Origin of the sequence: Rhizorhabdus wittichii, assembly GCF_017607425.1 — a bacterium.
Taxonomy (GTDB): Bacteria; Pseudomonadota; Alphaproteobacteria; order Sphingomonadales; family Sphingomonadaceae; genus Rhizorhabdus; species Rhizorhabdus wittichii.
In genome coordinates, this window is the sequence record NZ_CP059319.1 from 5,557,352 (window position 1) to 5,582,431 (window position 25,080).

The window sequence follows — 25,080 nt, forward strand, 5'->3', positions numbered from 1 at the left end:
CATGGGTCAGAAGTCCAACCCGATCGGCATGCGGTTGCAGATCAACCGCACCTGGGACAGCCGCTGGTATGCCGACGGCGCCGATTACGGCCGCCTGCTGCTCGAGGATCTCAAGATCCGCAAGCACATCATGAAGGCGATCCCGCAGGCCGCGATCTCGAAGGTCGTGATCGAGCGTCCGGCCAAGCTGTGCCGCATCTCGGTCTATGCTGCGCGCCCGGGCGTCATCATCGGCAAGAAGGGCGCCGACATCGAGAAGCTTCGCCGCGCGCTCGGCAAGATGACCTCGTCGGACGTGTCGCTGAACATCGTCGAGATCCGCAAGCCGGAGATCGACTCGAAGCTCGTCGCCCAGGGCGTCGCCGACCAGCTCGAGCGCCGCATCGCCTTCCGCCGCGCGATGAAGCGCGCGGTGCAGTCGGCCCTGCGTCTCGGCGCCGAGGGCATCCGCATCACCTGCGCCGGCCGTCTGGGCGGCGCGGAGATCGCCCGCACCGAGTGGTATCGCGAAGGCCGCGTTCCGCTGCACACGCTGCGCGCGAACGTCGACTATGCCGAAGCCGAAGCCCACACCGCTTATGGTGTGTGCGGCATCAAGGTCTGGATCTTCAAGGGTGAGATCCTCGGCCATGATCCGCTGGCCCAGGACCGGCTCATGATGGAAGCTCAGACGTCGGGGGTCCGGCCGGCGCGGTAAGGGGCTCCCCCCTTATCAGCGTCGCCTGATCGACCGGACAATCGGTGTCAGAAGGCGATAGAAAATGCTGCAACCAAAGCGCACCAAATTCCGCAAGGCCCACAAGGGCCGCATCCATGGCAACGCGCCGGGCGGCGCGTCGCTGAACTTCGGCGCGTTCGGCCTCAAGGCCCTCGAGCCGGACCGGATCACCGCGCGCCAGATCGAGGCGGCCCGCCGCGCGATCACGCGTCACATCAAGCGCCAGGGTCGCTTGTGGATCCGCATCTTCCCGGACGTGCCCGTCTCGTCGAAGCCCGCCGAAGTCCGCATGGGCTCGGGTAAGGGTTCGCCCGAGTTCTGGGCGGCTCGCGTCAAGCCCGGCCGTATCCTGTTCGAGCTCGACGGCGTTCCCGGCCCGCTCGCCCGCGTCGCCTTCGAGCGCGCGATGGAGAAGCTGCCGATCAAGACCAAGGTTGTCGCTCGCTTCGGCGAGTCGATCTACGAGGACAAGTAAGATGGCGAAGATTGCCGATCTCACTGCCAAGACCGACGACCAGCTGGCCCAGGACCTGGGCGAGCTGAAGCGCGAGCAGTTCAACCTGCGCTTCCAGGCGGCCACCAGCCAGCTCGAGAAGCCGAGCCGCGTGAAGGAGGTCCGTCGGACCATCGCGCAGATCAAGACCCTGCAGACGCAGCGTGCCGCTGCGGCCGCGAAGTAAGGAGCGCCAGCCATGCCGAAGCGCGTGCTGACCGGAACGGTGGTCTCCGACAAGACCGACAAGACCGTGGTTGTGAAAGTCGAACGTCGCGTGAAGCACGCGCTGTACGGCAAGATCATCAAGCGGTCGAAGAAGTATCACGCCCACGACGAGACCAACGAGTATCGCGAGGGTGAGACGGTGCGCATCGAAGAGACCGCGCCGATGTCGAAGCTCAAGACGTGGAAGGTGATCGAGCGGGTTGATACCCACGCGACGCCGAACCACGCCTGATTAGTGGAAGGGTCTGAACAATGATCCAGATGCAGACGAACCTCGACGTCGCCGACAACAGCGGCGCGAAGAGGGTGCAGTGCATCAAGGTGCTGGGCGGTTCCAAGCGCCGTTTCGCGACCGTGGGCGACGTGATCGTCGTCTCGATCAAGGAAGCGGCGCCGCGCGGCAAGGTCAAGAAGGGTGACGTGCATCGCGCGGTCATCGTGCGCACCGCCAAGGACATCCATCGTCCCGACGGTTCGACGATCCGTTTCGACGGCAACGCCGCCGTTCTGATCAACAAGAACAGCGGCGAGCCGATCGGCACCCGCATCTTCGGCCCGGTGGTCCGCGAGCTCCGTGCCAAGAACCACATGAAGATCATCTCGCTCGCCCCTGAGGTGCTGTGATGTCCGCGCTGAAGATCAAGAAGGGTGACCGCGTCGTCGTCCTGTCCGGCAAGGACAAGGGCAAGACGGGCGAAGTCACCAAGTCCTTTCCGAAGGACGCCAAGGTGATCGTGTCGGGCGTCAACGTCGCGACCCGTCACCGCAAGCCGAGCCAGGCCAACCCGCAGGGTGGCCTGGAGCGTGTCGAGGCTCCGCTGCACGTGTCGAAGGTCGCGATCGCGACCGCCGACGGCAAGCCGACCCGCGTCCGCTTCGAGGTGAAGGACGGCAAGAAGGTCCGCGTGGCCGTCAAGACCGGGGAGACGATCAATGGCTGACGCCTACACCCCGCGCTTCCGGAAGCTCTATGACGAGACGATCGTCAAGGCGATGACCGAGAAGTTCGGCTACAAGAACCACATGGAAGTGCCGAAGATCACCAAGATCGTCCTGAACATGGGCGTTGGTGAGGCCACCCAGGACAAGAAGAAGGTCGAGCAGGCCGCCCTGGAGATGACCAAGATCGCCGGCCAGAAGGCCGTGATCACCAAGGCGAAGAAGTCGATCGCGCAGTTCAAGCTGCGCGAGGGCATGCCGATTGGCGCGAAGGTCACCCTCCGCCGTGAGCGCATGTACGAGTTTCTCGACCGTTTCGTCACGATCGCGCTCCCGCGCGTTCGCGACTTCCGCGGGCTCAACCCGAAGTCGTTCGACGGTCGCGGCAACTATGCCACCGGCCTGAAGGAACAGCTGATCTTCCCGGAGATCAGCTACGACTCCGTGGACAAGATCCGCGGCATGGATGTGATTGTCGCCACGACGGCGAAGACCGACGATGAGGCGCGCGAGCTGCTGCGCCTGTTCGGCTTCCCCTTCCCGGCGGATAACGAGGACCAGAAGCAGGCCGCGTAAGCGGTCTGCTGGATAAGGAAGAACTTAAGTCATGGCGAAACTGAGTTCGATCAACAAGAACGAGCGTCGCAAGAAGCTGGTGAAGGCTTATGCGGGCAAATATGCGCGCCTGAAGGCGATCGCGGACGACGAGAGCAAGGACGAGACGGAGCGCCTGATCGCGCGCCTCAAGCTCGCCGAGATTCCGCGCAACGCGAATCCGACCCGCGTGCGCAACCGTTGCGAAGTGACGGGCCGTCCCCGCGCTTATTATCGCAAGTTCCGGCTTTGCCGCGTGCAGCTCCGGGATCTGGCCAACAAGGGCCTGATCCCCGGCGTCACCAAGTCGAGCTGGTAAGGAACCGAAAAGATGGCTCTGACCGATCCTCTGGGTGATCTGCTCACCCGCATCCGCAACGGGCAGCGTGCTCGCAAGGACAGCGTGCTCTCGCCCGCGTCCAAGCTGCGCGCCCGCGTGCTCGACGTGCTTCAGCGCGAAGGCTATATCCGTGGCTATAGCGAGGAAGACCTCGCCGGCCACAGCGGCCTGCGCATCGAGCTGAAATATTTCGAAGGGCAGCCTGCGATCCAGCATGTCGCCCGCGTCTCCAAGCCGGGCCGCCGCGTCTATTCGGGTTCGAAGGACCTGCCGCGCGTCCGCAACGGCCTGGGCATCACCATCGTCTCGACGCCCCGGGGCGTTCTGTCCGACGCGGAAGCGCGTGAGCAGAATGTCGGCGGCGAGGTTCTCGCGGAGGTCTTCTGATGAGCCGCATCGGTAAGAAGCCGGTCTCCGTGCCGGCAGGCGTCACCGCCGCGATCGAAGGCAAGACGCTGTCGGTCAAGGGGCCGAAGGGCACGCTGAGCATCAGCCTGGCCGACGAAGTGAGCTATGCGATCGAAGACGGCTCGATCTCGGTCCAGCCGATCAACGAGACCAAGCGCGCGCGCTCCTTCTGGGGCATGCAGCGGACCTTGGTGCAGAACCTGATCACCGGCGTGACCGAGGGCTATTCGAAGACCCTCCAGATCACTGGCGTCGGCTATCGCGCCAACGTCCAGGGCAAGAATCTGAAGCTGCAGCTCGGCTACAGCCACGACGTCGACTTCGCGATCCCCGAGGGGATCACGATCGCGACGCCGGATCAGACGACCGTCCAGATCTCGGGCATCGACAAGCAGAAGGTCGGTCAGGTGGCCGCGGAAATCCGCCGCTGGCGGAAGCCGGAGCCCTATAAGGGCAAGGGCATCAAGTACGCCGGCGAGTATATCTTCCGCAAGGAAGGGAAGAAGAAGTAATGAGCAAGGGTCTCTCTCTCTTCGAGCGCCGCCGTCGTCGCGTGCGCACCGCGCTGCGGGCCAGGGGCGGTCTGCGTCCCCGTCTGTCGGTGCACCGTTCGGGCCGGCATATCTATGCCCAGGTGATCGACGACGAAGCCGGCCGCACGGTCGCTTCGGCTTCGACCCTCGACAAGGATATGAAGGGCAAGACCGGCGCGACCGCCGATGCGGCGGCCTCGGTCGGCAAGGCGGTTGCCGAGCGCGCCAAGGCGGCGGGCGTCACCCAGGTGGTGTTCGATCGCGGCGGCTTCCTTTTCCATGGTCGCGTCAAGGCGCTGGCCGATGCGGCCCGCGAAGGCGGATTGGAGTTCTAAATGGCTGACGAAACCGAAATCCAGGCGGCCGCTCCGGCGGAAGCCGCTCCCGGTGCCGAGGGCCAGGGCGAGCGCCGTGGCCGTGGCGGCCGTGGCCGTGGCGGAAACGACCGCGGCGGCGACCGTGGCCGTGGCCGTGACGGCCGGGGCCGTCGCGACGACCGTCGTGGCTCCGAGGAGCAGGGCGAGGAGCTGATCGAGAAGCTCGTCCACATCAACCGCGTCTCGAAGACCGTGAAGGGCGGCAAGCGCTTCGGCTTCGCCGCGCTGGTCGTGGTCGGCGACGGCAAGGGCCGCGCGGGCTTCGGCCACGGCAAGGCCCGCGAGGTGCCGGAGGCGATCTCGAAGGCGACCGCCGCCGCCAAGAAGGCGATGGTCCGCGTGCCGCTGCGCGAGGGCCGGACCCTGCACCATGACGGCAACGGCCACTTCGGCGCCGGCCGCGTGACGGTCCGCACCGCGCCTCCGGGCACCGGCATCATCGCCGGCGGTCCGATGCGCGCCATCTTCGAGAGCCTCGGCGTCGCCGACGTGGTGACCAAGTCGGTCGGCACCTCGAACCCCTACAACATGATCCGGGCGACCTTCGAGGCGCTGAAGGATCAGACCTCGCCCAAGTCGGTGTCGCAGCGCCGTGGCAAGAAGATCGCCGACCTGCTGGGTCGCGGCGGTGCTTCGGCCCCGGTGGCCGAGGCCGAAGCCGCTGCGATCACGGAGTAAGCGACGATGGCTGGCAAGACTCTCAAGGTCACGCAGATCGGTTCGCCGATCCGCCGCACCGCCGACCAGCGCGCGACGCTGATCGGCCTGGGCCTCAACAAGATGCACCGGACCCGCGAGCTTCAGGATACCCCTGAAGTCCGTGGCATGATCCGCAAGGTGCAGCACATGGTGAAGGTGGACGAGGCGTAAGTCTCGTCCATCCTGACGAAAGTCAGGATCTCCGGCCGCAGGGGAAAGCTTCTGCGGCATGAGCTTCCGGCCCCTCGGGGCTGGTCAAACGGATAGAAGGGGGCTAATGGCCCCCTTCCTCTATTCAGCGCGAACATAGCGAAAGCGAGTGCAGACGATGAAACTCAACGAAATCCGCGACAACCAGGGCGCCCGCAAGAGCCGCGTCCGCGTCGGCCGTGGCATCGGTTCCGGCCTGGGCAAGACCGGCGGCCGGGGCCAGAAGGGCCAGAAGAGCCGCTCGGGCGTCTCGATCAACGGCTTCGAGGGCGGTCAGATGCCGCTCCACATGCGCCTGCCGAAGCGCGGCTTCAACAACATCTTCGCCAAGGATTATGCCGAGGTGAACCTGGGCGCGATCCAGAAGCTGGTCGACGCCAAGAAGCTCGACACCGCCGGCGTGATCGACCACGCCGCGCTGAAGGCGGCCGGCGTTGCCCGTGGCGGCAAGGACGGCGTCCGCATCCTCGGCAAGGGCGAGCTGACCGCGAAGGTCTCGTTCAAGGTCGCCGGCGTTTCGGCCGGCGCCAAGGCGGCGATCGAGAAGGCGGGCGGTTCGGTCGAGGTGATCGAGGTGGTTCCGGCCGCCGAGAAGGCCGCCGCCAAGAAGGGCACCGCGAAGGCCGCCAAGAAGGCTTGATCGCGGGTTCGCCCGTCGTCCTGGCGCTTTCCGGCTGACAAGCCGAAAGCACACATTATATGAGACGGCGGCAGACCCATCAGGGTTGCCGCCGTTTCCATTTCCGGGGTCACAGAACAAGATGGCATCCGCAGCCGAACAGATGGCCGCCAACATCAATCTGAGCCAGTTCGCCAAGGCGACCGAGCTCAAGAAGCGCCTGTGGTTCACCCTGGGCGCGCTCATCATTTTCCGCCTGCTGAGCCATGTGCCGCTTCCCGGCCTCGATCCGCGGTCGCTCCAGTCGCTGTTCGACACGACCAAGGGCGGCGTGCTCGACTTCTTCAACGCCTTCTCGGGCGGCTCGCTGACCCGCATGTCGCTGATCGCGCTCGGCGTGATGCCGTACATCACCGCCTCGATCGTGGTGCAGCTCGCGACCTCGCTGTCGCCGACGCTCGCCGCGATCAAGAAGGAGGGCGAGAGCGGGCGCAAGAAGCTCAACCAGTACACCCGCTACGGCACGGTGCTGCTGACCGGCATCCAGGGCTATTTCATCGCGGTCGGCCTCGAGAGCTGGGGCGCCAGCGCCGGGATGGAGGCGGTCGTGATCGACCCGTATCTGTTCCGCGCGACGACGGTGATCTCGCTGATCGGCGGCACGATGTTCCTGATGTGGCTGGGCGAGCAGATCACCAGCCGCGGCATCGGCAACGGCATCTCGCTGATCATCATGGCGGGCATCGTCTCGCAGCTGCCGACCGCGCTGGCCAACCTGTTCGAAGGCGGCCGCACCGGATCGCTGTCGGCGATGTTCATCGTCCTGGCGGTGATCGGGGTGATCGCGCTGGTCGCCGGCATCGTCTTCATGGAGCGGGCGCAGCGCCAGGTGCTGATCCAGTATCCCAAGCGCCAGACCGCGCGCGGCATGATGCAGGCCGACAAGAGCCACCTGCCGCTCAAGATCAACACCGCCAACGTGATCCCGCCGATCTTCGCCTCGTCGCTGCTGCTGATGCCGCTGACGATCAGCCAGTTCGCCGGGCAGCGCACCCAGGGCGAGAGCCTGTGGGGCGACTTCATCATCGGGATGAACCAGTATCTGCACCACGGCACGCCGCTCTACATGGCGCTCTATGCCGCGGGCATCATCTTCTTCTGCTTCTTCTACACCGCCGTCGTCTTCAATCCGGAGGAGACCGCGGACAATCTGAAGCGCTATGGCGGCTTCATCCCCGGCATCCGCCCGGGCAAGAACACCGCCGACTATCTGGACTATGTGCTGACCCGCATCACCGTGATCGGGGCGGCCTATCTGACCTTCATCTGCCTGGTGCCCGAATATGTCACAGCGCAATATGGCCTGGGCATCGCGCTGGGCGGTACCAGCCTGCTGATCGTCGTCAACGTGACGATCGATACGGTGACGCAGATCCAGAGCCATCTGCTCGCGCACCAATATGGCGACCTGATCAAGAAGGCCAAGCTCAAGGGGGGAATGCGGAGGTGATCTTTCTGACGTTTGCGCGGAGCGTCCGCTCGTGAATATCATCCTGCTGGGTCCGCCCGGCGCCGGCAAGGGAACGCAGGCGTCGAAGCTGGTTGCCGATCGCGGCATGGTGCAGCTCTCGACCGGGGACATGCTGCGCGCCGCCGTCAAGGCCGGAACGCCGATCGGCCTGAAGGCCAAGGCGGTGATGGAAGCGGGCGAGCTCGTCTCGGACGAGATCGTCTCCGGCCTGATCGGCGAGAAGCTCGACAGCATGGCCGCCTCGGAAGGCGCCATCTTCGACGGCTACCCGCGCACCGAGGCGCAGGCCCATTCGCTCGACGAGATCCTGGCGAGCCGCGGCCGCGTGCTCGACCATGTCATCGAGCTCGAGGTCGACGAGGACGCGCTGGTCGAGCGGATCACCGGCCGCTACACCTGCGCCAATTGCGGCGAGGGCTATCACGATCGGTTCAAGCAGCCGAAGGTCGCGGGGGTCTGCGACGTCTGCGGCTCGGCCGAGTTCAAGCGCCGTCCCGACGACAATGAGGAGACGGTGCGGACCCGCATGGCCGAATATCGGGCCAAGACCGCGCCGATCCTGCCGGTCTACGAGGCGCGCGGCCTGGTCCGGCGCGTCGACGGCATGGCCGACATGGCCGATGTCTCGGCGGCGATCGCCGCTATCCTCGACAACTGAGCGAGCGCCCGTCACGGCCGATGCCGTGGCGGGCCGCTTGTTTTAAGCGCTTTGGCTTTCGCCATATTTCGTGCATGTTCGCACGATCATGGAACGGCAACCGGTCAGGCGCAGACGGCGGCGGCGGACCTCCGCGGCCCGCCGAGAAGCCATGGCGTGGCTGACCTTCTTCTTCGGTCTTGTCCGCCGGGCCGCGCGCTGGGCGTGGCTGCTGCTGATCGTCGCCATCATCCTGTTGCTGGGGCTTGGCGGGCCGGTAACGCCGATCGACCACATATTCGAGTTCTGGGGCCACTGGTAAGGCCTCGGGCGAACCCCGCGCGCTCTACGGAAAATCCTTGCTCACATCCCGGAATCGCGGGATGCCTGTCGTTACGGATGCCGAGTCCCAACGCACCGGGGCGCGGGTCCTAGGAGCAGGGGAATATTCTATGGCCGTTTCCGATCATGTCGACCTCGCGAGTTTCGTCGAGGGGGTGAAGAAGCGTAATCCCGGTCAGCCGGAGTTCGTCCAGGCCGTCACCGAGGTCGCGGAGGACATCTTCGATTTCATCGCCGACAAGGAAGAATATCATAAATACCAGATCCTCCGCCGCATCGCGGAGCCGGATCGGGTGATCAGCTTCCGCGTCTGCTGGGAGGACGACAAGGGCAATATCCGCGTGCAGCGTGGCTGGCGCGTCCAGAACAACAACTCGATCGGGCCCTACAAGGGCGGCATCCGCTTCCACCCGTCGGTGACCGAGAGCGTCCTCAAATTCCTCGCCTTCGAGCAGACCTTCAAGAACGCGCTGACCGGCCTGCCGATGGGCGGCGGCAAGGGCGGCTCCAACTTCAACCCGAAGGGCAAGAGCACCAACGAGGTGATGCGCTTCTGCCAGAGCTTCGTGAACGAGCTCTATCGCCACATCGGCGCGGACACCGACGTCCCCGCCGGCGACATCGGCGTGGGCGGCCGCGAGATCGGCTACATGTTCGGCCAGTACAAGCGCCTGACCAACGAGTTCACCGGCGTGCTGACCGGCAAGGGCCTCGAATATGGCGGCTCGCTGATCCGTACCGAGGCGACCGGTTATGGCGCGGTCTACTTCCTGCACGAAATGCTCAAGACCAAGGGCAAGGACCTGGTCGGCCTCAACGCCGTCATCTCGGGATCGGGCAATGTCGCCACCCATGCGGCCGAGAAGATCAACCAGCTCGGCGGCAAGGTGCTGACCCTGTCGGACTCGGAAGGCTTCATCTACGATCCGGAGGGCATCACCCAGGACAAGGTCAACTGGGTCAAGGACCTCAAGACCCGCAAGCGCGGCCGCATCTCCGAATATGTGAAGGAGTTCAAGGGCTCCGAGTTCCATGGCAACGGCGCCCGCCCGTGGGGCGTCGAGTGCGACGTGGCGGTGCCCTGCGCGACCCAGAACGAGCTGAACGAGGAAGAGGCGAAGACGCTGGTCAAGAACGGCTGCTTCGCGGTCTCGGAAGGCGCCAACATGCCGACCACCCTCGAAGGCACCCATGTCTTCAAGAAGGCCAAGATCCTGTTCGCTCCGGGCAAGGCCGCCAATGCCGGCGGCGTCGCGGTGTCCGGCCTCGAGATGAGCCAGAACTCGGCGCGCATCTCGTGGAAGGAAGAGGAGCTGCAGCGCCTGCTGGTCGACATCATGCAGGGCATCCATGCGCGCTGCGTCGAATATGGCGGCTCCGCCGGGACCGACCATGTTGACTATGTGAAGGGCGCCAACATCGCCGGCTTCAAGAAGGTGGCCGACGCGATGCTCGCCTATGGCGTGGTCTGACCGTCCGATCATCATCGGTTGAGAAAGGGAGGCGTCCGCTCAGGGAAGAGCGGGCGCCTCCTTTCTTTCGGGCCGGTGCTCGGCGGGCCGTCGCCCATGGTCGAGGAAGTGCCGCTCGACCAGCCACCAGCTCAGCGCGCCCGCGGCCAGCGCGAGCAGCATCGACGCCAGCACGAACAGCGGGAAGGGCAGGGCTGCCGCCTGGGCGACCAGCATCTGCTGGATGACATAGGCGTAGAGATAGGTGCCGTAGGAGATATCGCCGAACCGCGCCGCCCGGCTGAGGTCGATGCGCGGATGGAAGGCGATCCAGAAGACCAGATAGGCCATCACCGGCGGCGCGAGGACATGCGCCGCGACGATCCCGGCCGGCCCATGTCCGCCGAGATGGAAGCCCAGGAAGCAGGCGGCGAGGCCCGCGAGCAGCAGCGGCGTCGAGCGCGGGATATTATCCCGGTGCAGGTAGACGATCATCCCGGCGAGGAAGTTGGGCAGCACCCGGAACCACATATAGGGCCAGCCGATCACGTCGGCGACGAGGGCAGGGCCGCCCGGCCTGCGGCCGGTGAGGTCGAGCCAGCACCAGGTGGCGACGACGGCGACGTAGATCAGCGGCACCGCCCATCGACGCAGCGGCAGCGCCAGCACGCCGAGCAGCGCGACCCCGACATAGCAGAGGAACTCGAACCTGATGCTCCACAGCGAGCCGTTGACCGCGTGGACCGGGTTGGCGACGAACAGGTCGGGCAGAGGGAAATGATTGGCCAGCAGCAGGTTCGCGCCGATCGTCCGCGCCGCCTCCGCGGCGGTCAGCGCGAAGTCCGGCGGGGCGAACAGCGGCGTCACGACGAAGGCGCAGATCGCGGTGGCGACCAGATAGGCGGGGTAGATGCGCCGCACCCGTTTCGCCGCATAGCCGCCGATCGAGCGCGAGCGCTCATGGCTGTGCGCGATCAGGAAGCCGCTGACGATGAAGAAGCCCCAGACGCCGACATGGCCGGCATTGTAATAGCCGTTGGTGGCGAGCGAGACCGGCTCGAACGCTTCGGTCCCGAAGCGCAGCGCGAAGCTGTGCGAGAAGACCACGAGCAGCGCCATGGCGAGTCGCAGCGCGTCGAAATTGTTCCGGTGGAAGCGCCCTCGGTCGGCCGGAACCAGCATCCTGTCCATCGATCCGAACCCGTTGTCGCTCCCGCGTCGGGGATGCCTTGCCTTCGGGCCGGGTTCAAGGGCAATGCGGACGGAACGGGTCGTCGCGATCCGGCCGCGAATCGCGCCGGCCGGTTGACAGGCGCGATCGGCCGCATTAGTGACCCCCGTTCCCACGCCGCTTTGCCCGGTACCGCTTCGTGCGCGTGCCGTGCTTCTTGCGTGGTGGGAGGCGGCCCCGGTCCGACGGGGCGAGCGTCGAGATGGGGCGGCCAGCCAACCGCCCCGTGGAGCAGGAGAATAGCACAGTGGCACGTATTGCGGGTGTCAATATCCCGACCAACAAGCGCGTCGAAATCGCGCTGACCTACATTCACGGCATTGGCCCGGCCAAGGCCAAGGAAATCACCGCCAAGCTGGGCATCGAGCCGCAGCGCCGCGTCCAGGACCTCAGCGATCAGGAAGTCCTCCAGATTCGCGAGGCGATCGACGCCGGCTACACCGTCGAGGGCGACCTGCGTCGCCAGGTGGCGATGAACATCAAGCGCCTGATGGACCTGGCCTGCTATCGCGGCCTGCGTCATCGCAAGGGCCTTCCGGTCCGCGGCCAGCGCACACACACCAATGCGCGCACCCGCAAGGGCAAGGCCAAGCCGATCGCCGGCAAGAAGAAGTAATGGGCTTGAGCGTCGGGTCGATCGGCCGCGACGCTCGCTCCTTGATGTAGGATACGGATAAGATGGCACGTGAACCCCAGCGCATTCGCCGTCGCGAGCGCAAGAACATCACCGCCGGCGTCGCGCATGTGAACGCCAGCTTCAACAACACCATGATCACCATCACCGACGCGCAGGGCAATGCGATCGCCTGGTCGTCGGCCGGCATGATGGGCTTCAAGGGCAGCCGCAAGTCGACCCCTTACGCCGCCCAGGTCGCGGCCGAGGACGCGGGCAAGAAGGCCGCCGAGCACGGCGTCCGCACGCTCGAGGTCGAGGTGAAGGGCCCCGGTTCGGGCCGTGAGTCGGCGCTCCGCGCGCTGCAGGCGGTCGGCTTCCACATCACGTCGATCCGCGACGTGACGCCGATCCCGCACAACGGCGTGCGTCCGTCGAAGCGCCGCCGCGTCTGATCCGGCGTGGGGGCTTCGGCCCCCGCTCTCCGTTTATCCGGCAGGTTGCCTCCCGCGCCTGCCATACCCCGAGGGGAACACAGTGGCTGTCAACGCAAAGAACTGGCAGGAACTCAAGAAGCCGAACGGCCTCGAAAAGAAGTCGGGCGGCGATGGCAAGCGCAAGGCGACCTTCGTCGCCGAGCCGCTGGAGCGCGGCTTCGGCCTGACGCTCGGCAACTCGCTGCGTCGCGTGCTGCTGTCCTCGCTGCAGGGCGCCGCCGTCACCTCGATCAAGATCGAGAACGTGCTGCACGAGTTCTCGAGCCTCGCGGGCGTTCGCGAGGACGTCACCGACATCGTCCTCAACGTCAAGCAGATCGCGCTCAAGATGCAGGGCGACGGCCCCCGCCGCCTTCAGCTCTCGGCGACCGGCCCGGCCGAGGTCACCGCGGGCATGATCGCTGCTTCGGGCGACATCGAGGTGATGAACACCGACCTGGTGATCTGCCACCTCGACGACGGCGCGACCCTGAACATGGAACTGACCGCCGACGTCGGCAAGGGCTATGTCACCGCCGCCGCCAACCGTCCGGTCGACGCGCCGATCGGCCTGATCCCGGTCGATGCGCTCTACTCGCCGGTCCGCCAGGTCGCCTACAAGGTCGAGAACACCCGCGTCGGTCAGGAGCTCGACTATGACAAGCTCACGCTGACGATCGAGACCGACGGCACCGTCACGCCGGAAGACGCGCTGGCCTATTCGGCGCGCATCCTGCAGGACCAGCTCCAGCTCTTCGTCCACTTCGACGACGGCATGGCGATCTCGGCTCCGGCCGCGGGCGCCGGCGCCGCGGGCGGCGCTGCGGGCGAGCCGGAAGGCGACGCCAACCAGCTCAACCGTTACCTGCTCAAGAAGGTCGACGAGCTCGAGCTGTCGGTCCGTTCGGCCAACTGCCTCAAGAACGACAACATCATCTACATCGGCGACCTGGTCCAGAAGACCGAGGCCGAGATGCTGCGCACGCCGAACTTCGGCCGCAAGTCGCTCAACGAGATCAAGGAAGTCCTCGCTTCGATGGGCCTCCGCCTGGGCATGGAAATCCCGGGCTGGCCGCCGGAGAACATCGAGGAAATGGCCAAGAAGCTCGAACAGGAGTTCTGATGTCCTGGCGCGCGATTGCGCGCCGGGACGTCATCCCGGCGGAGGCCGGGATCTCATGAGGCAGGGGAGGTCTTCGATCTCCCACGATCATGAGGACGGGTTTTGGGCGGTGGCCCTGTCACACCGCCTGGCTTGGGGTACCTCACACGGCCCTCTGACGAACGAAGGAAATCATCATGCGCCATCGCGTTGGCGGTCGTAAGCTTCAGCGGACCGCTTCCCATCGTACCGCCCTGTTCCGCAACCAGTCGGCGGCGCTCATCAAGCATGAGCAGATCCTGACCACGCTCGCCAAGGCGAAGGAGCTTCGCCCCTATGTCGAGAAGCTGATCACGCTCGCCAAGAAGGGCGGCCTCGCCAATCGCCGTCTCGCCCATGCGCGCCTGCAGGACGACACCCAGCTCAAGAAGCTGTTCGAGGTCCTGGCCGAGCGCTACGCCTCGCGCAACGGCGGCTACACCCGCATCGTCAAGGCCGGCATCCGCGCCTCGGACGCTGCGTCGATGGCGATCATCGAGTTCGTCGACCGCGACGTTTCGGCCAAGGGCCAGGACTCGGGTCCGGTCGAGACCGACGAGGATGTCGCCGAGGCGGCCTGATCGCATCCTCCGCTCCTTTGCGGAGTGGGATGATAGAGCAAGTCATTGCAAAGAGAGCCGCGGGCGTTACGCTCGCGGCTCTTTTTCTTTGCATTCCGCAGGGGGTTTCCGTTCGATGCCGTCGATGATGTTGCGTGCCGCCCTCGCCTGTGTCCTGATGAGCACCGCCTTGCCCCTCTCCGCCGAAAACCCCAAGCTCCCGCCCTATCCCGAAACCCGCCGCGGCGACGTCGTCGAGGAACAGTTCGGCGAGGCGATCGCCGATCCCTATCGCTGGCTCGAGAACGACGTCCGCGAGGACGCCGAGGTCGCCCGCTGGGTCGATGCCGAGAACAAGGTCACCGAGGCCTATCTCGACGCGCTTCCCGGCCGCGACGCGATCCGCAAGCGGCTCAAGACGCTGTGGAACTATGAGCGCTACGGGGTGCCGCGCAAACGCGGCGGGCGCTATTTCTACACCTATAACAGCGGCCTGCAGAACCAGTCGGTGCTGCTCGTCCGCGACGGGCTCGACGGCAAGGAGCGCGAGCTGCTCGATCCCAACCGCTGGGCCAAGGACGGCGCGACCGCGCTCGACGAATGGCGGCCGTCGAACAATGGCGACCTGCTGCTCTATTCGATCCAGGACGGCGGCAGCGACTGGCGCACCCTGCGCGTGATCGACGTCGCGACCGGCAAGACGCTCGACGACGAGATCAAATGGGTCAAATTCTCCGACCTTTCCTGGGACGGCGACGGCCGCGGCTTCTATTATTCGCGCTTCCCCGAGCCGAAGGCCGGGGCGGCCTTCCAGCAGCTCAACCTCAACCACCAGGTCTATTATCACCGGATCGGCACGCCGCAGTCGGAGGACAGGCTGCTCTATGCGACGCCGAACCGGCCGCGGCTCAACCACAGCGTCGAGACGACCCAGGACGGCCGCTATGCGCTGGTCACGTCGAGCGAGGGCACCGACGAGCGCTATGAACTGACCCTGTTCGACCTGGCCGAGCCCAATGCCAAGCCGCGCAAGCTGGTGACCGGCTTCACCAACGAATGGGCGCTGGCGGGCAGTGTCGGCAGCAAACTCTATTTCCGCACCAACCTGAAGGCGCCGCGCCAGCGGGTGGTGATGCTCGACGTGGCGGAGCGGAAGCCCAAGCCGGTCGAGATCATCGCGCAGACCAGCGACACGCTGGTCGGCGTGTCGCTGGTCGGCAGCCGGCTGATCCTCGCCTATCTCGGCGACGCCAAGACCGAGGCGCAGCTGTTCGAGCTGACCGGGCAGCCGGTCGGTCCGATCAACCTCCCCGACATCGGCACCGGCGCCGGCTTCGGCGGGCGGACCGGCGATCCCGAGACCTTCTTCAGCTTCTCGAGCTTCGCGACGCCGTCGACCATCTACCGCTTCAACAGCGCGACCCGGAAGATGGAGGAGTTCATCAAGCCGAAGCTGTCGTTCGACCCGCGCGACTATATCGTCGACCAGCAATTCTACCGGTCGAAGGACGGCACCGAGATTCCGATGTTCGTCGCGCGCAAGAAGTCGACCGGACCGGGCGCGCCGGCGCTGCTCTACGGCTATGGCGGCTTCAACATCTCGATGACGCCGGGCTTCTCGCCCGCGATCCTCGACTGGATGGAGATGGGCGGCGTCTATGCGGTCGCCAACCTTCGCGGCGGCGGCGAATATGGCAAGGTCTGGCACGAGGCCGGCCGTCTCGCCAACAAGCAGAACGTGTTCGACGACTTCATCGCCGCCGGCGAATATCTGGTCTCCAGCGGGATCAGCGCCAAGGGGCGGCTCGCGGCGATGGGCCGGTCGAACGGCGGCCTGCTGATCGGCGCCGTGGTCAACCAGCGTCCCGACCTGTTCGCGGCGGTCAATCCGGCGGTCGGGGTGATGGACATGCTGCGCTTCAACCGCTTCACCGCCGGCCGCTACTGGGTCGACGACTATGGCGATCCCGGCAAGGAAGAGGACTTCCACGTGCTGCGCGGCTATTCGCCCTATCACAACGTCAAGGGCGGCGCCGACTATCCGGCGATCCTGGTGACGACCGCCGACACCGACGACCGCGTCGTGCCGGGGCACAGCTTCAAATATACCGCCGCGTTGCAGGCGGCGGACATCGGCGCCAGGCCGCACCTGATCCGCATCGAGACGCGCGCCGGCCATGGATCGGGCAAGCCGACCGACAAGATCATCGACGAATATGCCGATCTCTGGGCCTTCATGGGCTATTGGACGGGGATGCGCCTGCCGTAGCGGCGCCCCGGCCGCGTCAAATAATAAGCAGACATGATTGTTTTTTCTTGCTCCCGGACCCGCGACCGTTCTTTGTAGGCGGATCGAGTCGCGCGCCGCCGTCAACGAGCGGCGATAGCCGGGAGAGGATGGAATGCAGCGGATCGGGCGTGGCTTTGCGACAATGTCGCTGGCGATCGCGGCGGCGGTGATCGGCGCCGGGGCGGTGACGGGGCAGCCGGTGAGCGAGAGCGAGGCGCTGGAGAAGACCCGGATTCGCTCGACGGACGATTTCCAGGCGAAGGACGCCAGCGCGGTCGATCCCGCCACTGCGCCGGGCAAGGCGATCTTCGCCGAGCATTGCGCCGTCTGCCATGAAGGCGGGGTACCGAAGGCGCCGTCGCCGACCTTCCTGGCGATGATGCCGGGCGACGCGATCGTCGTCGCGCTGACCGGCGGGGTGATGAAGGCGCAGGGTGCGGCGCTGTCCCCGGCGCAGCGGATCGAGGTCGCCGAGTTCGTGACGCGCCGCCGCCTGTCGGGCGAGGCGAAGCCGAAGCTGCCGCCGGTCTGCACGGGCGCGCGGCTCGCTTTCGATGCGAAGGACCCGCCCCGCGCGGTGGGCTGGGGACACGACAATCGCCGCTTCATCCCGGCCGACATGGCGAAGCTCGCCGCCGCCGACGTGCCGAAGCTGGCGCTCAAATGGGCTTATGCCTTCCCGGGCGCGCTACGCGCCCGCTCGCAGCCCAGCTATGGCTGGGGGACGATGTTCGTCGGCAGCCAGGACGGCACCGTCTATGCCTTCGACCTCGACAGCGGCTGCACCAAATGGACCCGGCGCGTCTCGGCCGAGATACGCACCGCGATCGTCGCCGACGCCGCGACGAAGCGGCTCTATTTCGGCGACCTGCTCGGCCGCGCCTATGCGCTCGACGCCTTCACGGGGAAGATCCTCTGGTCGGAGAAGCTCGACGACCATCCCGACGCGACGATCACCGGCACGCCGACGCTGGGTGGCGGCTTGCTCTATGTGCCAGTCTCCTCGCTCGAGGTCGCGCAGCCGGCCGATCCCAAATATGCCTGCTGCAGCTTCCGCGGATCGGTGGTCGCGCTCGACCCGGCGACCGGGGCGGTCCGCTGGCGCGCCTATACGGTGCCGCAGCCGCCGACCGAGCAGGGGAGGAATCCGGCCGACGCCCCGATCCTCGGCCCGTCGGGCGCGCCGGTGTGGAACAGCCCGACCTATGATGCGGAGCAAGGCCGGGTCTATTTCGGATCGGGCGAGAATTACTCGTCGCCCGCCGACGACAATAGCGACGCGGTGTTCGCGGTCGACGCCAGGACCGGGCGGCGGCTCTGGCACACCCAGCTCACCAAGGGCGACGCCTGGAACGTCGCCTGCATGCTGGGTTCGGGGAGCTGCCCCAAGGAGAACGGCCCCGACCATGACGTCGCCGCCTCGACCCTGCTGATCCCGATCGGCGGCGGCCGGCGGATGCTGGTGATCGGCCAGAAGTCGGGCGAGGCCTGGGGGCTCGATCCCGACAGCGGGCGGATCGCCTGGCAGCGGCAGCTCGGCCATGGCGGTACCCAAGGCGGCGTGCATTTCGGCATGGCGGCCGACGGCACCCGCGTCTTCGTGCCGATCAACGACATGCCCGACACGGGCGACGCGCGCGTCTATGACGCGTCGATCCGCGGATCGGGGCTGCACGCGATCGACGCCGCCACCGGCCGGGTGATCTGGAACGCCCGCGCGCCCGAAGATTGCGCCGGCCGCAAATTCTGCGACACCGGCATCTCGGCGGCGGTGACGGCGATCCCCGGCGTCGTGTTCGCCGGCCATCTCGACGGCACCTTCCGCGCCTATGACGCCGCGACCGGCGCGGTGCTGTGGCAGGTCGACACGACCCGGCCGGTGCCGACGATCACCGGCATCGAGGGCAAGGGCGGTTCGATGAGCGGCCCCGGCGCGCTGGTCGTCGACGGCCATGTCGTGATCAATTCGGGCTATGGCATGTACAGCCACATGGCCGGCAACCTGCTGATGGTGTTCGCGCCGACGCAGTGAAGAATGGCGGCCTCCCCGCCATTCAGCTCACCGCAATCTGCTGGCGGCTAATCGCATTTTCCAGCATCGTAGGCGTAGCATTTTGCGGGGCATCGACATGATCAAGGCATTCATCACTTCGGCGACGGCGGCGGCCTTGCTGGCGGGGGCGGCCGCCCCGGCGATGGCGCGTCCCTATTGGGGCGGCGGCTATCATCACCGCCATGGCGGCGGCGGCGACACCTTCGGCAACATCCTGCTCGGCGCGATCATCGGCGGTGGCGCGATCGCGATCGCCTCGTCGGCAAGCAAGAACAAGCGCGACCAGGTCCCGTCGCGGCGCGGCGACGACCAGCGCGACGATCTGCGCGACTCGGGTGATGATGCCCGCCAGGTCGCGTCGATCTGCACCGACGCGGTCGAGAACATGGCGCGCGGGCCCGTCTCCTCGGTCGACTCGGTCGGTCGCGACGGCCCCGATGGCTGGCGGGTCGACGGCGTCGTCCGGGGCGAGCGCGGCGACCGGCACTTCTTCTGCGCGGTCCGCGAAGGCCAGATCGAGACGATCGACATGGGCGACCGGATGGCGGCGCGCTGAGCCCGACCGGCCGATAATCGCGAAAAGGCCCGCTCCCGTCCGCGGGGGCGGGCTTTTTCATGCCCGCTCTCTCTGGACAGCCGCGCCGCCGCCCTTTATCGGCTCCGCATGACAGCCCAGCTTCCCGCCACCGCCCCGAAGGCCAGCCAGCCGCACGAGTCGATCCTGATCGTCGACTTCGGCAGCCAGGTCACCCAGCTCATCGCGCGCAGGGTCCGCGAGGCCGGCGTCTACAGCGAGATCGCACCCTTCAACGCCGCCGATGCCGCGTTCGACCGGCTCCAGCCCAAGGGAATCATCCTGTCGGGCGGCCCCGCCTCGGTCGCCGAGATGGGATCGCCCCGCGCGCCGCAGCGCTTCTTCGAGGCGGGGGTGCCGATCCTCGGCATCTGCTACGGCCAGCAGACGATGTGCCAGCAACTCGGCGGGTCGGTGACGCCGAGCCACGACAGCCGCGAGTTCGGCCGCGCCTTCATCGAGATCAAGACCCGCTCGGCGCTGTTCGACGGCCTCTGGAAGGAGGGCGAGCATCATCAGGTGTGGATGAGCCATGGCGACAAGGTCGACGCGCTGCCGCCCGGCTTCTCGCCGGTCGCGGTGTCGGAGGGCGCGCCCTATGCCGTTACCTCGGACGAGAAGCGCCGCTTCTACGGCGTGCAGTTCCACCCGGAGGTCGTCCACACCCCCGACGGCGGCAAGCTGATCGCCAATTTCGCCCGCCATGTCTGCGGCCTGACCGGCGACTGGACGATGGCCGAGTTCCGCGCGACCAAGATCGAGGAGATCCGCCAGCAGGTCGGCGACGGCCGGGTGATCTGCGGCCTGTCGGGCGGCGTCGACAGCGCGGTCGCGGCGGTGCTGATCCACGAGGCGATCGGCGACCAGCTCACCTGCGTGTTCGTCGACCATGGCCTGATGCGGATGGGCGAGGCCGACCAGGTCGTCGGTCTGTTCCGCGAGCATTACGGCATCCCGCTCGTCCATGTGAACGCCGAGACGCTGTTCCTCAACGGCCTCAAGGGCGTCACCGACCCGGAGGCCAAGCGCAAGTTCATCGGCAAGACCTTCATCGAGGTGTTCGAGGCCGAGGCGAAGAAGATCGGCGGCGCCGACTTCCTGGCGCAGGGCACGCTCTACCCCGACGTGATCGAGAGCGTCAGCTTCACCGGCGGCCCGTCGGTGACGATCAAGAGCCACCACAATGTCGGCGGCCTTCCCGAGCGGATGAACATGAAGCTCGTCGAGCCGCTGCGCGAGCTGTTCAAGGACGAGGTCCGCGCGCTCGGCCGCGAGCTGGGCCTGCCCGAGATCTTCGTCGGCCGCCACCCCTTCCCGGGGCCGGGCCTCGCGATCCGCATCCCCGGCGAAGTGACCAAGGAGCGCTGCGACATCCTGCGCAAGGCCGACGCCGTCTATCTCGACGAGATCCGCCGCGCGGGCCTCTACGACGCGATCTGGCAGGCCTTCGCGGTGCTGCTGCCGGTCCGCTCGGTCGGCGTGATGGGCGACGGCCGCACCTATGACTCGGTCTGCGCCCTGCGCGCCGTCACCTCGACCGACGGCATGACCGCCGACGTCTACCCGTTCGACGCCGCCTTCCTGAGCCGCGTCGCGACCCGCATCGTCAACGAGGTGCAGGGGATCAACCGGGTGACCTACGACTACACCTCCAAGCCGCCCGGGACGATCGAGTGGGAATAATTCGGGCCTATCCGAACGCCGCCGATTACCGCCGATCCCCGCACATAAATAACTGAAATCATTATATAATTTTGTCACCATCTATCGCAGTCTATTGTCGTGTAAGCCTCGCAAATGACGGTATAGGTGACGGTATGGCGAAACTTGTCACATTCGGAAATCACATATACCGTCAGGGGCAAGAGAGCTTCTGACGGTATATTTTTTGACCTTATTCCATTGAGAATAAAGGGGAATTTACCGATCAGGAAGGCTGATTTTGGCCTGACGGTATAATTGGCTGCTCTCTGACGTTTTTGGACGGTCTTGGAGGGTCAAAATGCTGACTGACGCGGGCATCAAAGCTCTGAAACCAAAGGATAAATTGTATAAGGTCGCTGACCGTGACGGTATGTATGTCGCGGTCAATCCCTCGGGGGCGGTCGTGTTCCGGTATGACTACCGCCTCAATGGGCGGCGGGAAACGTTGACGCTGGGTCGATACGGTGCAACCGGCCTATCTCTGGCGCGGGCGCGCGAGCAGTTGATCGATGCGCAGCGGGCTATCGCGGAAGGGCGATCGCCCGCGCGCGAGAAGCAACGTGAGAAGCGCCGTATCAAGGAGGCAAAGAGCTTCGGCGAGTTCGGCGAACGCTGGTTGCAGGAGGCGCGGATGGCGGACAGCACCCGTGCGATGCGTCGCTCGATCTATGAGCGGGACATTCTGCCGACCTTTCGGAACCGGCTGCTGACGGAAATCAGCTCCGACGATCTGCGCGCGATGTGTGCAAAGGTGAAGGGGCGTGGAGCACCGGCCACCGCCGTTCACGTCCGCGACATTGTGAAGCTCGTTTATGCCTTCGCAATCCTCCACGGGGAAAAGGTGGCAAATCCGGCCGATGAGGTCGGGCCTGCATCTATCGCAACCTTTGTTCCCAAAGACCGCTCACTATCGCCTGCTGAAATCCGGGTCATGTTGGGCCAGCTTGAGCATGTGCCAACGCTGCCGACAATCCGGCTCGGAATGAAGCTGTTCCTGCTCACCATGGTCAGAAAGAGCGAGTTGCAGGACGCGACTTGGGATGAGGTCGATTTCGAGAACGCAGTCTGGTCGATCCCGAAGGAGCGGATGAAGCGATCCAAAGCGCACAACGTCTATCTCGCGCAGCAAGCAATCGACATTCTCATTGCGCTCAAGACCTGCGCCGGCAATTCCAAATATCTGCTGCCATCGCGCTACGATGCGGATGCTCCCATGTCGAGGGCGACCTTCAACCGTATAACCACCGCTGTCGTGGCGCGGGCGAAGAAGGAGGGCTTGCCGCTCGAACCTTTCACTGTTCACGATCTGCGCCGAACAGGCTCTACGCTCCTGAACGAGCTGGGCTTCAATAGTGACTGGATCGAAAAGTGTTTGGCACATGAGGATGGCCGCTCGTCCCGTGGCATCTACAACAAGGCGGAATACGAGCACCAGCGCCGCCATATGATGCAGGAATGGGCGAACCTTGTGGACGCTTGGGTGGCGGGCCAGAAATACGCGCCGACGCTGTATCCGCCGTCAATGGACCTGTTGGTGTCTGAACCTAGCGTTTGACGGGCCGGAATTTCCTGAGCTTCACATCGGGCGACGGCGCGCGCCTGATAGCTTTCTCTCTGGAGGCTTGGCGACGTTCTTCAAGCCAAGCCTCCACTTCGGCGAGGTCCCAAACCACACACCGGGCCGTCAAATAGAACCGCTGGGGAAATTCGCCCCGTTGCTCCATGTCGTAGATTGTCGTGTCGGCAAGGGGAACGAGTTCCCGAAGCTGATGCCTGCGAATCGTCCGTTTATCCAGCGCGTATGTCGGATCACTCATATTCATAACCTCGGTTGCCATGTTCGACGGGATTCCGGGCAACTGGAGGTCCCCGAAACTATGCGAACCATGGAGTGAGGTCGCCGGCCTGTAGCGTGCCGCATTTGCGCCTATGCGCTGGCGGCACCCCTGCCGGGATGGGATTCAGTTGGCGGCTCGCCGTGCCTTGGCGAAGCCGCGATCCGTGGCGATGAACCGCTCCAGCATGGGCACGATGAGCCTGACGGGATCGGCGACGGGCTGGCCGCTCTGGCGGGCCAGCACCTCGGCATAGGCGGCCAGATCGCGGTGGAGCGGCGCGGGCAGCTCTATGGTGATCTTCACGGGCTTGTCGTCGGGCAGCGGGCCGAGTTTCAGCTTGGTCATGGTCAACCTCCTGCCGGCTCGAATACAAGGTCGCGGGTAACGATGATCCTGACCGGGAAGCCCGGCCGGATGGTCAGCGTGGGCGCGACCTGCAACTGACGCTGGACGATCTGCTGGCCCGCCTGATTGACGGTATCCTGCGCCCCGTCTCGGATAGCCCGGATAAGCCGGTCCTCGTCGCTGGTGGCAAGTTCGGTTCCGACCGCGAGCAGCGTGGACAGCCCTGCGGCCTTCATCAGATCCCACCAATGATAATCGACGCCATCCTCAAGCCCGGCGTAGCCGCTGGCGTCCGCACCCGGCAGGCGCTCAAGGACGATGGAACGGCCGCCCGGCAGGATCAGGCGATTCCACACCAGCAGGACGCGGCGCTGGCCGAAGGTCACGCCGTCATCATACTGGCCGATGATGCGCGTTCCCTGCGGGATCAGGAGCAGGCTGCCGGTGGGGCTGTCATAGACATTCTCCGTCACCTGCGCGGTGATCTGGCCCGGCAGGTCCGAGCGGATGCCGGTGATGAGCGCGGCCGGGATCACGGCTCCGGCTTGCAATATCCAGGGCGAGGCCGGTGGCGTCACCCGATCCGCCGCGACCGTCTGCCGGTCCACGGGTCCATTGAGGAAAGCCGTGTGCCGATCCTGCGTCGCGGGCTGTCCGCCGAGGCCGAGACTGGCAAGGCTGGGGATGGCCGTCCCTGCCGGCGCTCCCGTGCGCGGGCCGGATTGGAAGAACACATTGCTCAAGCGCGCGGCTTCTTCCTCGGCGCGGCGGCGCTCTTCCTCTGGATCGACGGCGGGCGTCGCCATGACGGGCGGCACGACTGGTTGTCCCCGGTTCTGCGCGTCGAGGATCGGGCGGCCGAGGTCGCCCGGCAATGCCGGCCCGAGGACCGGCCCGCTATAGTCGCTCGGCAGGCCCGCCAGCCCATCGGCAGTTTGCCGGTTGTTGGTCGAATAGAGTTCTTCGCCTCCCGGCCCTGCGTCGCGGGTCTGGAGTGCGTAGATCAGCGCGCCGCCGATGCCGAGCAAGGCGACAGCGCCGACGCCTGCCAGCATCTTGCGCGATAGGCGCGTGACACGGGGCGTTTCGGCGCGCAGCCGCATGGGCGCGGCGGTATCGGTGATGGTGTTGTCTGTCATGACGGGGAGTCTCCGGTCGCGTTGGCGGGCCGCGCGGCGGCGGCCTGCGTCGGGTTGATGCGAACGATCCTGACGACCTGCTGGCGGTTGCCGCTGCCAAGGCGCAGCTCGGCCGCGCCAAACAGACGGTCCACGATCAGGACGTTCTGGTGGACTCGGCTGTTGACGATCTGCGGTTCGCCATTCGTGCCGAGCACGAAAATCGGCGGCATTTCGCCCTGCACGATCCCGGCCGGGAAGACGACATAGACGCGCCGGCCGTCATCGAAGACGGAAACCGGCCGCCATGGCGGGCTGTCACCTGTCAGGCCGTAGCGATAATTCCTCGCGGCCTCGGCCGGGATAATCGGTGCGGCTGGAACGGTTTGGCGCTGGCTTGCTGGCGTCGCGGGATAGGCCCATGCCACGGCCGGCATGTAGAGCGATTCCCGCGCGCGCAGCTCGATCATGTAGGTGCGCCGGTCGGTGGTGACGACAAGGTTGGTGGAAATGTCCGGGCGCGTGGGCTTCACGAGGATTTGGACGCGGCGGTTCGCGCCGCTGCCGCTCTCGGTGTCGCCGATAATCCACCTTGTCGTATCGCCGGCCGCGATCGGCCCCGCGTCTGTCAGGCTCTCGCCCGGCTCCAGCGCAATGGTCGTGATCTGCCCGACTGCGGCATAGACCTGATAGAGCGCGCCTTCCGACCACGGATAAATCTGGATGGCGTTGTAGTAGCCTTCCCGGCGCGGCTCGACGCGGGCGGCGGCATTTGCGTTCTCGACGCGGCCGGTCGGCGTGCCTGCGGCGGTGCCGCCGCGCGCCACGGTCCATGCCGGGGGCACAAGCAGCGGCCGGGGCGTGTTGTCGGTTGCCGCCGCCTGCACGGTCGGCAGCGGCGGTACGCTGGCATCGTAGCTGAATTGCGGTGTCCGGTTGGTCGCGCAGCCTGCCAAAGTAATTGCAAACGCCGTCGCAAAAATCGCATAGGTTAGCGACTTCAGGATCAGTAAGGAGG

General features: G+C 66.0%; 32 protein-coding genes. 27 read left to right on the top strand and 5 right to left on the bottom strand.

What is annotated here, in order from left to right:
• The first annotated feature begins 1 nt into the window (after position 1).
• The 18 genes from rpsC (at position 2) to gdhA (ending at position 10,140) form a co-directional block, all read left to right on the top strand.
• Complete coding sequence (rpsC, locus tag HRJ34_RS26485; RefSeq protein WP_011952190.1) at positions 2-697, top strand: 30S ribosomal protein S3; 696 nt, start codon at positions 2-4, stop codon at positions 695-697.
• A 64-nt stretch (positions 698-761) separates the two neighbouring features.
• Positions 762-1,193 carry a 50S ribosomal protein L16 gene (gene rplP, locus HRJ34_RS26490; protein ID WP_011952189.1) on the top strand — a complete coding sequence of 144 codons (432 nt, stop codon included), beginning with the start codon at positions 762-764 and terminating at the stop codon, positions 1,191-1,193.
• 1 nt (position 1,194) lies between these two features.
• Positions 1,195-1,398, top strand: a complete 204-nt coding sequence (gene rpmC, locus HRJ34_RS26495) for a 50S ribosomal protein L29 (protein WP_011952188.1) — start codon at positions 1,195-1,197, stop codon at positions 1,396-1,398.
• Between the two features lie 12 nt (positions 1,399-1,410).
• Entirely contained in the window at positions 1,411-1,671 is a 261-nt protein-coding gene (gene rpsQ / locus HRJ34_RS26500) for a 30S ribosomal protein S17 (protein WP_011952187.1), read from the top strand.
• Positions 1,672-1,691: 20 nt separating this feature from the next.
• Positions 1,692-2,063 (top strand): 50S ribosomal protein L14, encoded by a 372-nt coding sequence (gene rplN, locus HRJ34_RS26505; RefSeq protein WP_011952186.1) that lies wholly within the window; start codon positions 1,692-1,694, stop codon positions 2,061-2,063.
• The gene (gene rplX / locus HRJ34_RS26510) at positions 2,063-2,380 is read left to right on the top strand and encodes a 50S ribosomal protein L24 (protein ID WP_011952185.1); all 318 of its coding nucleotides are present in this window, start codon (positions 2,063-2,065) and stop codon (positions 2,378-2,380) included. Before rplN ends, rplX begins: the two co-directional genes overlap by 1 nt.
• Positions 2,373-2,954 (top strand): 50S ribosomal protein L5, encoded by a 582-nt coding sequence (gene rplE / locus HRJ34_RS26515; RefSeq protein WP_011952184.1) that lies wholly within the window; start codon positions 2,373-2,375, stop codon positions 2,952-2,954. The genes rplX and rplE overlap by 8 nt, the downstream gene beginning before the upstream one ends.
• Positions 2,955-2,985: 31 nt before the next feature.
• On the top strand, positions 2,986-3,291 hold the full coding sequence (rpsN, locus tag HRJ34_RS26520; protein WP_011952183.1) for a 30S ribosomal protein S14: 306 nt from the start codon (positions 2,986-2,988) through the stop codon (positions 3,289-3,291).
• Between the two features lie 12 nt (positions 3,292-3,303).
• Positions 3,304-3,699 (top strand): 30S ribosomal protein S8, encoded by a 396-nt coding sequence (rpsH, locus tag HRJ34_RS26525; RefSeq protein WP_011952182.1) that lies wholly within the window; start codon positions 3,304-3,306, stop codon positions 3,697-3,699.
• A complete protein-coding gene (gene rplF / locus HRJ34_RS26530) occupies positions 3,699-4,232 on the top strand; it encodes a 50S ribosomal protein L6 (protein ID WP_011952181.1) in 534 nt (177 codons plus the stop codon). Before rpsH ends, rplF begins: the two co-directional genes overlap by 1 nt.
• Positions 4,232-4,588 (top strand): 50S ribosomal protein L18, encoded by a 357-nt coding sequence (gene rplR / locus HRJ34_RS26535; RefSeq protein ID WP_011952180.1) that lies wholly within the window; start codon positions 4,232-4,234, stop codon positions 4,586-4,588. The genes rplF and rplR overlap by 1 nt, the downstream gene beginning before the upstream one ends.
• On the top strand, positions 4,589-5,308 hold the full coding sequence (rpsE, locus tag HRJ34_RS26540; protein WP_011952179.1) for a 30S ribosomal protein S5: 720 nt from the start codon (positions 4,589-4,591) through the stop codon (positions 5,306-5,308).
• 6 nt (positions 5,309-5,314) lie between these two features.
• A complete protein-coding gene (rpmD, locus tag HRJ34_RS26545) occupies positions 5,315-5,500 on the top strand; it encodes a 50S ribosomal protein L30 (RefSeq protein WP_011952178.1) in 186 nt (61 codons plus the stop codon).
• Positions 5,501-5,657: 157 nt separating this feature from the next.
• The gene (gene rplO, locus HRJ34_RS26550) at positions 5,658-6,179 is read left to right on the top strand and encodes a 50S ribosomal protein L15 (RefSeq protein ID WP_011952177.1); all 522 of its coding nucleotides are present in this window, start codon (positions 5,658-5,660) and stop codon (positions 6,177-6,179) included.
• A gap of 121 nt (positions 6,180-6,300) precedes the next feature.
• Positions 6,301-7,668 (top strand): preprotein translocase subunit SecY, encoded by a 1,368-nt coding sequence (secY, locus tag HRJ34_RS26555; RefSeq protein WP_011952176.1) that lies wholly within the window; start codon positions 6,301-6,303, stop codon positions 7,666-7,668.
• Between the two features lie 31 nt (positions 7,669-7,699).
• On the top strand, positions 7,700-8,347 hold the full coding sequence (locus HRJ34_RS26560; RefSeq protein ID WP_011952175.1) for an adenylate kinase: 648 nt from the start codon (positions 7,700-7,702) through the stop codon (positions 8,345-8,347).
• Positions 8,348-8,498: 151 nt separating this feature from the next.
• On the top strand, positions 8,499-8,648 hold the full coding sequence (locus tag HRJ34_RS26565) for a hypothetical protein (RefSeq protein WP_016745249.1): 150 nt from the start codon (positions 8,499-8,501) through the stop codon (positions 8,646-8,648).
• 130 nt (positions 8,649-8,778) lie between these two features.
• Positions 8,779-10,140 carry an NADP-specific glutamate dehydrogenase gene (gene gdhA, locus HRJ34_RS26570; RefSeq protein WP_011952173.1) on the top strand — a complete coding sequence of 454 codons (1,362 nt, stop codon included), beginning with the start codon at positions 8,779-8,781 and terminating at the stop codon, positions 10,138-10,140.
• Positions 10,141-10,179: 39 nt separating this feature from the next.
• On the opposite strand, the gene HRJ34_RS26575 is transcribed toward gdhA, so the two are convergent.
• Complete coding sequence (locus tag HRJ34_RS26575) at positions 10,180-11,301, bottom strand: acyltransferase family protein (RefSeq protein ID WP_226948969.1); 1,122 nt, start codon at positions 11,299-11,301, stop codon at positions 10,180-10,182.
• Positions 11,302-11,597: 296 nt separating this feature from the next.
• On the opposite strand from HRJ34_RS26575, the gene rpsM reads away from it, so the two are divergent.
• The 9 genes from rpsM to HRJ34_RS26620 all read left to right on the top strand — a co-directional run bounded on the left by rpsM (position 11,598) and on the right by HRJ34_RS26620 (position 22,316).
• Positions 11,598-11,966 (top strand): 30S ribosomal protein S13, encoded by a 369-nt coding sequence (gene rpsM, locus HRJ34_RS26580; protein ID WP_011952171.1) that lies wholly within the window; start codon positions 11,598-11,600, stop codon positions 11,964-11,966.
• A gap of 62 nt (positions 11,967-12,028) precedes the next feature.
• Positions 12,029-12,418 (top strand): 30S ribosomal protein S11, encoded by a 390-nt coding sequence (rpsK, locus tag HRJ34_RS26585; RefSeq protein WP_011952170.1) that lies wholly within the window; start codon positions 12,029-12,031, stop codon positions 12,416-12,418.
• Positions 12,419-12,500: 82 nt separating this feature from the next.
• The gene (locus tag HRJ34_RS26590; protein WP_011952169.1) at positions 12,501-13,562 is read left to right on the top strand and encodes a DNA-directed RNA polymerase subunit alpha; all 1,062 of its coding nucleotides are present in this window, start codon (positions 12,501-12,503) and stop codon (positions 13,560-13,562) included.
• Between the two features lie 176 nt (positions 13,563-13,738).
• Complete coding sequence (gene rplQ / locus HRJ34_RS26595) at positions 13,739-14,161, top strand: 50S ribosomal protein L17 (protein WP_011952168.1); 423 nt, start codon at positions 13,739-13,741, stop codon at positions 14,159-14,161.
• 115 nt (positions 14,162-14,276) lie between these two features.
• Positions 14,277-16,409: a prolyl oligopeptidase family serine peptidase gene (locus HRJ34_RS26600; protein WP_208632921.1), complete on the top strand. Its 2,133-nt coding sequence runs from the start codon at positions 14,277-14,279 to the stop codon at positions 16,407-16,409.
• Positions 16,410-16,572: 163 nt separating this feature from the next.
• Complete coding sequence (locus HRJ34_RS26605; RefSeq protein WP_226948970.1) at positions 16,573-18,462, top strand: outer membrane protein assembly factor BamB family protein; 1,890 nt, start codon at positions 16,573-16,575, stop codon at positions 18,460-18,462.
• 97 nt (positions 18,463-18,559) lie between these two features.
• Positions 18,560-19,039 carry a hypothetical protein gene (locus HRJ34_RS26610; protein WP_011952165.1) on the top strand — a complete coding sequence of 160 codons (480 nt, stop codon included), beginning with the start codon at positions 18,560-18,562 and terminating at the stop codon, positions 19,037-19,039.
• 108 nt (positions 19,040-19,147) lie between these two features.
• Complete coding sequence (gene guaA / locus HRJ34_RS26615) at positions 19,148-20,740, top strand: glutamine-hydrolyzing GMP synthase (protein WP_011952164.1); 1,593 nt, start codon at positions 19,148-19,150, stop codon at positions 20,738-20,740.
• A gap of 319 nt (positions 20,741-21,059) precedes the next feature.
• Positions 21,060-22,316, top strand: coding sequence for a tyrosine-type recombinase/integrase (locus HRJ34_RS26620; protein ID WP_208632923.1), 1,257 nt, complete (start codon positions 21,060-21,062; stop codon positions 22,314-22,316).
• On the opposite strand, the gene HRJ34_RS26625 is transcribed toward HRJ34_RS26620, so the two are convergent.
• The 4 genes from HRJ34_RS26625 to trbG form a co-directional block, all read right to left on the bottom strand.
• Complete coding sequence (locus HRJ34_RS26625; protein ID WP_226948971.1) at positions 22,306-22,599, bottom strand: helix-turn-helix transcriptional regulator; 294 nt, start codon at positions 22,597-22,599, stop codon at positions 22,306-22,308. The genes HRJ34_RS26620 and HRJ34_RS26625 overlap by 11 nt on opposite strands.
• Positions 22,600-22,722: 123 nt before the next feature.
• The gene (locus HRJ34_RS26630; protein WP_208632924.1) at positions 22,723-22,944 is read right to left on the bottom strand and encodes a DUF2274 domain-containing protein; all 222 of its coding nucleotides are present in this window, start codon (positions 22,942-22,944) and stop codon (positions 22,723-22,725) included.
• 2 nt (positions 22,945-22,946) lie between these two features.
• Complete coding sequence (locus HRJ34_RS26635; RefSeq protein WP_404947177.1) at positions 22,947-24,047, bottom strand: TrbI/VirB10 family protein; 1,101 nt, start codon at positions 24,045-24,047, stop codon at positions 22,947-22,949.
• Positions 24,048-24,079: 32 nt separating this feature from the next.
• On the bottom strand, positions 24,080-25,072 hold the full coding sequence (gene trbG / locus HRJ34_RS26640; protein WP_404947178.1) for a P-type conjugative transfer protein TrbG: 993 nt from the start codon (positions 25,070-25,072) through the stop codon (positions 24,080-24,082).
• Between the last annotated feature and the right edge of the window lie 8 nt (positions 25,073-25,080).

Coding starts and splice junctions, on each gene's coding strand:
- HRJ34_RS26625 (WP_226948971.1), bottom strand. CDS start 22,599: ATGGCAACCGAGGTTATGAATATGAGTGATCCGACATACGCGCTGGAT.
- HRJ34_RS26605 (WP_226948970.1), top strand. CDS start 16,573: ATGTCGCTGGCGATCGCGGCGGCGGTGATCGGCGCCGGGGCGGTGACG.
- rpmD (WP_011952178.1), top strand. CDS start 5,315: ATGGCTGGCAAGACTCTCAAGGTCACGCAGATCGGTTCGCCGATCCGC.
- guaA (WP_011952164.1), top strand. CDS start 19,148: ATGACAGCCCAGCTTCCCGCCACCGCCCCGAAGGCCAGCCAGCCGCAC.
- rpsN (WP_011952183.1), top strand. CDS start 2,986: ATGGCGAAACTGAGTTCGATCAACAAGAACGAGCGTCGCAAGAAGCTG.
- rpsQ (WP_011952187.1), top strand. CDS start 1,411: ATGCCGAAGCGCGTGCTGACCGGAACGGTGGTCTCCGACAAGACCGAC.
- HRJ34_RS26575 (WP_226948969.1), bottom strand. CDS start 11,301: ATGCTGGTTCCGGCCGACCGAGGGCGCTTCCACCGGAACAATTTCGAC.
- HRJ34_RS26630 (WP_208632924.1), bottom strand. CDS start 22,944: ATGACCAAGCTGAAACTCGGCCCGCTGCCCGACGACAAGCCCGTGAAG.
- secY (WP_011952176.1), top strand. CDS start 6,301: ATGGCATCCGCAGCCGAACAGATGGCCGCCAACATCAATCTGAGCCAG.
- rplF (WP_011952181.1), top strand. CDS start 3,699: ATGAGCCGCATCGGTAAGAAGCCGGTCTCCGTGCCGGCAGGCGTCACC.
- rplO (WP_011952177.1), top strand. CDS start 5,658: ATGAAACTCAACGAAATCCGCGACAACCAGGGCGCCCGCAAGAGCCGC.
- rplN (WP_011952186.1), top strand. CDS start 1,692: ATGATCCAGATGCAGACGAACCTCGACGTCGCCGACAACAGCGGCGCG.
- rplQ (WP_011952168.1), top strand. CDS start 13,739: ATGCGCCATCGCGTTGGCGGTCGTAAGCTTCAGCGGACCGCTTCCCAT.
- rplP (WP_011952189.1), top strand. CDS start 762: ATGCTGCAACCAAAGCGCACCAAATTCCGCAAGGCCCACAAGGGCCGC.
- rplX (WP_011952185.1), top strand. CDS start 2,063: ATGTCCGCGCTGAAGATCAAGAAGGGTGACCGCGTCGTCGTCCTGTCC.
- rplR (WP_011952180.1), top strand. CDS start 4,232: ATGAGCAAGGGTCTCTCTCTCTTCGAGCGCCGCCGTCGTCGCGTGCGC.
- HRJ34_RS26635 (WP_404947177.1), bottom strand. CDS start 24,047: ATGCGGCTGCGCGCCGAAACGCCCCGTGTCACGCGCCTATCGCGCAAG.
- rpsH (WP_011952182.1), top strand. CDS start 3,304: ATGGCTCTGACCGATCCTCTGGGTGATCTGCTCACCCGCATCCGCAAC.
- HRJ34_RS26565 (WP_016745249.1), top strand. CDS start 8,499: ATGGCGTGGCTGACCTTCTTCTTCGGTCTTGTCCGCCGGGCCGCGCGC.
- rpsE (WP_011952179.1), top strand. CDS start 4,589: ATGGCTGACGAAACCGAAATCCAGGCGGCCGCTCCGGCGGAAGCCGCT.
- HRJ34_RS26600 (WP_208632921.1), top strand. CDS start 14,277: ATGCCGTCGATGATGTTGCGTGCCGCCCTCGCCTGTGTCCTGATGAGC.
- rpsK (WP_011952170.1), top strand. CDS start 12,029: ATGGCACGTGAACCCCAGCGCATTCGCCGTCGCGAGCGCAAGAACATC.
- rplE (WP_011952184.1), top strand. CDS start 2,373: ATGGCTGACGCCTACACCCCGCGCTTCCGGAAGCTCTATGACGAGACG.
- gdhA (WP_011952173.1), top strand. CDS start 8,779: ATGGCCGTTTCCGATCATGTCGACCTCGCGAGTTTCGTCGAGGGGGTG.
- rpsC (WP_011952190.1), top strand. CDS start 2: ATGGGTCAGAAGTCCAACCCGATCGGCATGCGGTTGCAGATCAACCGC.
- HRJ34_RS26610 (WP_011952165.1), top strand. CDS start 18,560: ATGATCAAGGCATTCATCACTTCGGCGACGGCGGCGGCCTTGCTGGCG.
- HRJ34_RS26620 (WP_208632923.1), top strand. CDS start 21,060: ATGCTGACTGACGCGGGCATCAAAGCTCTGAAACCAAAGGATAAATTG.
- rpmC (WP_011952188.1), top strand. CDS start 1,195: ATGGCGAAGATTGCCGATCTCACTGCCAAGACCGACGACCAGCTGGCC.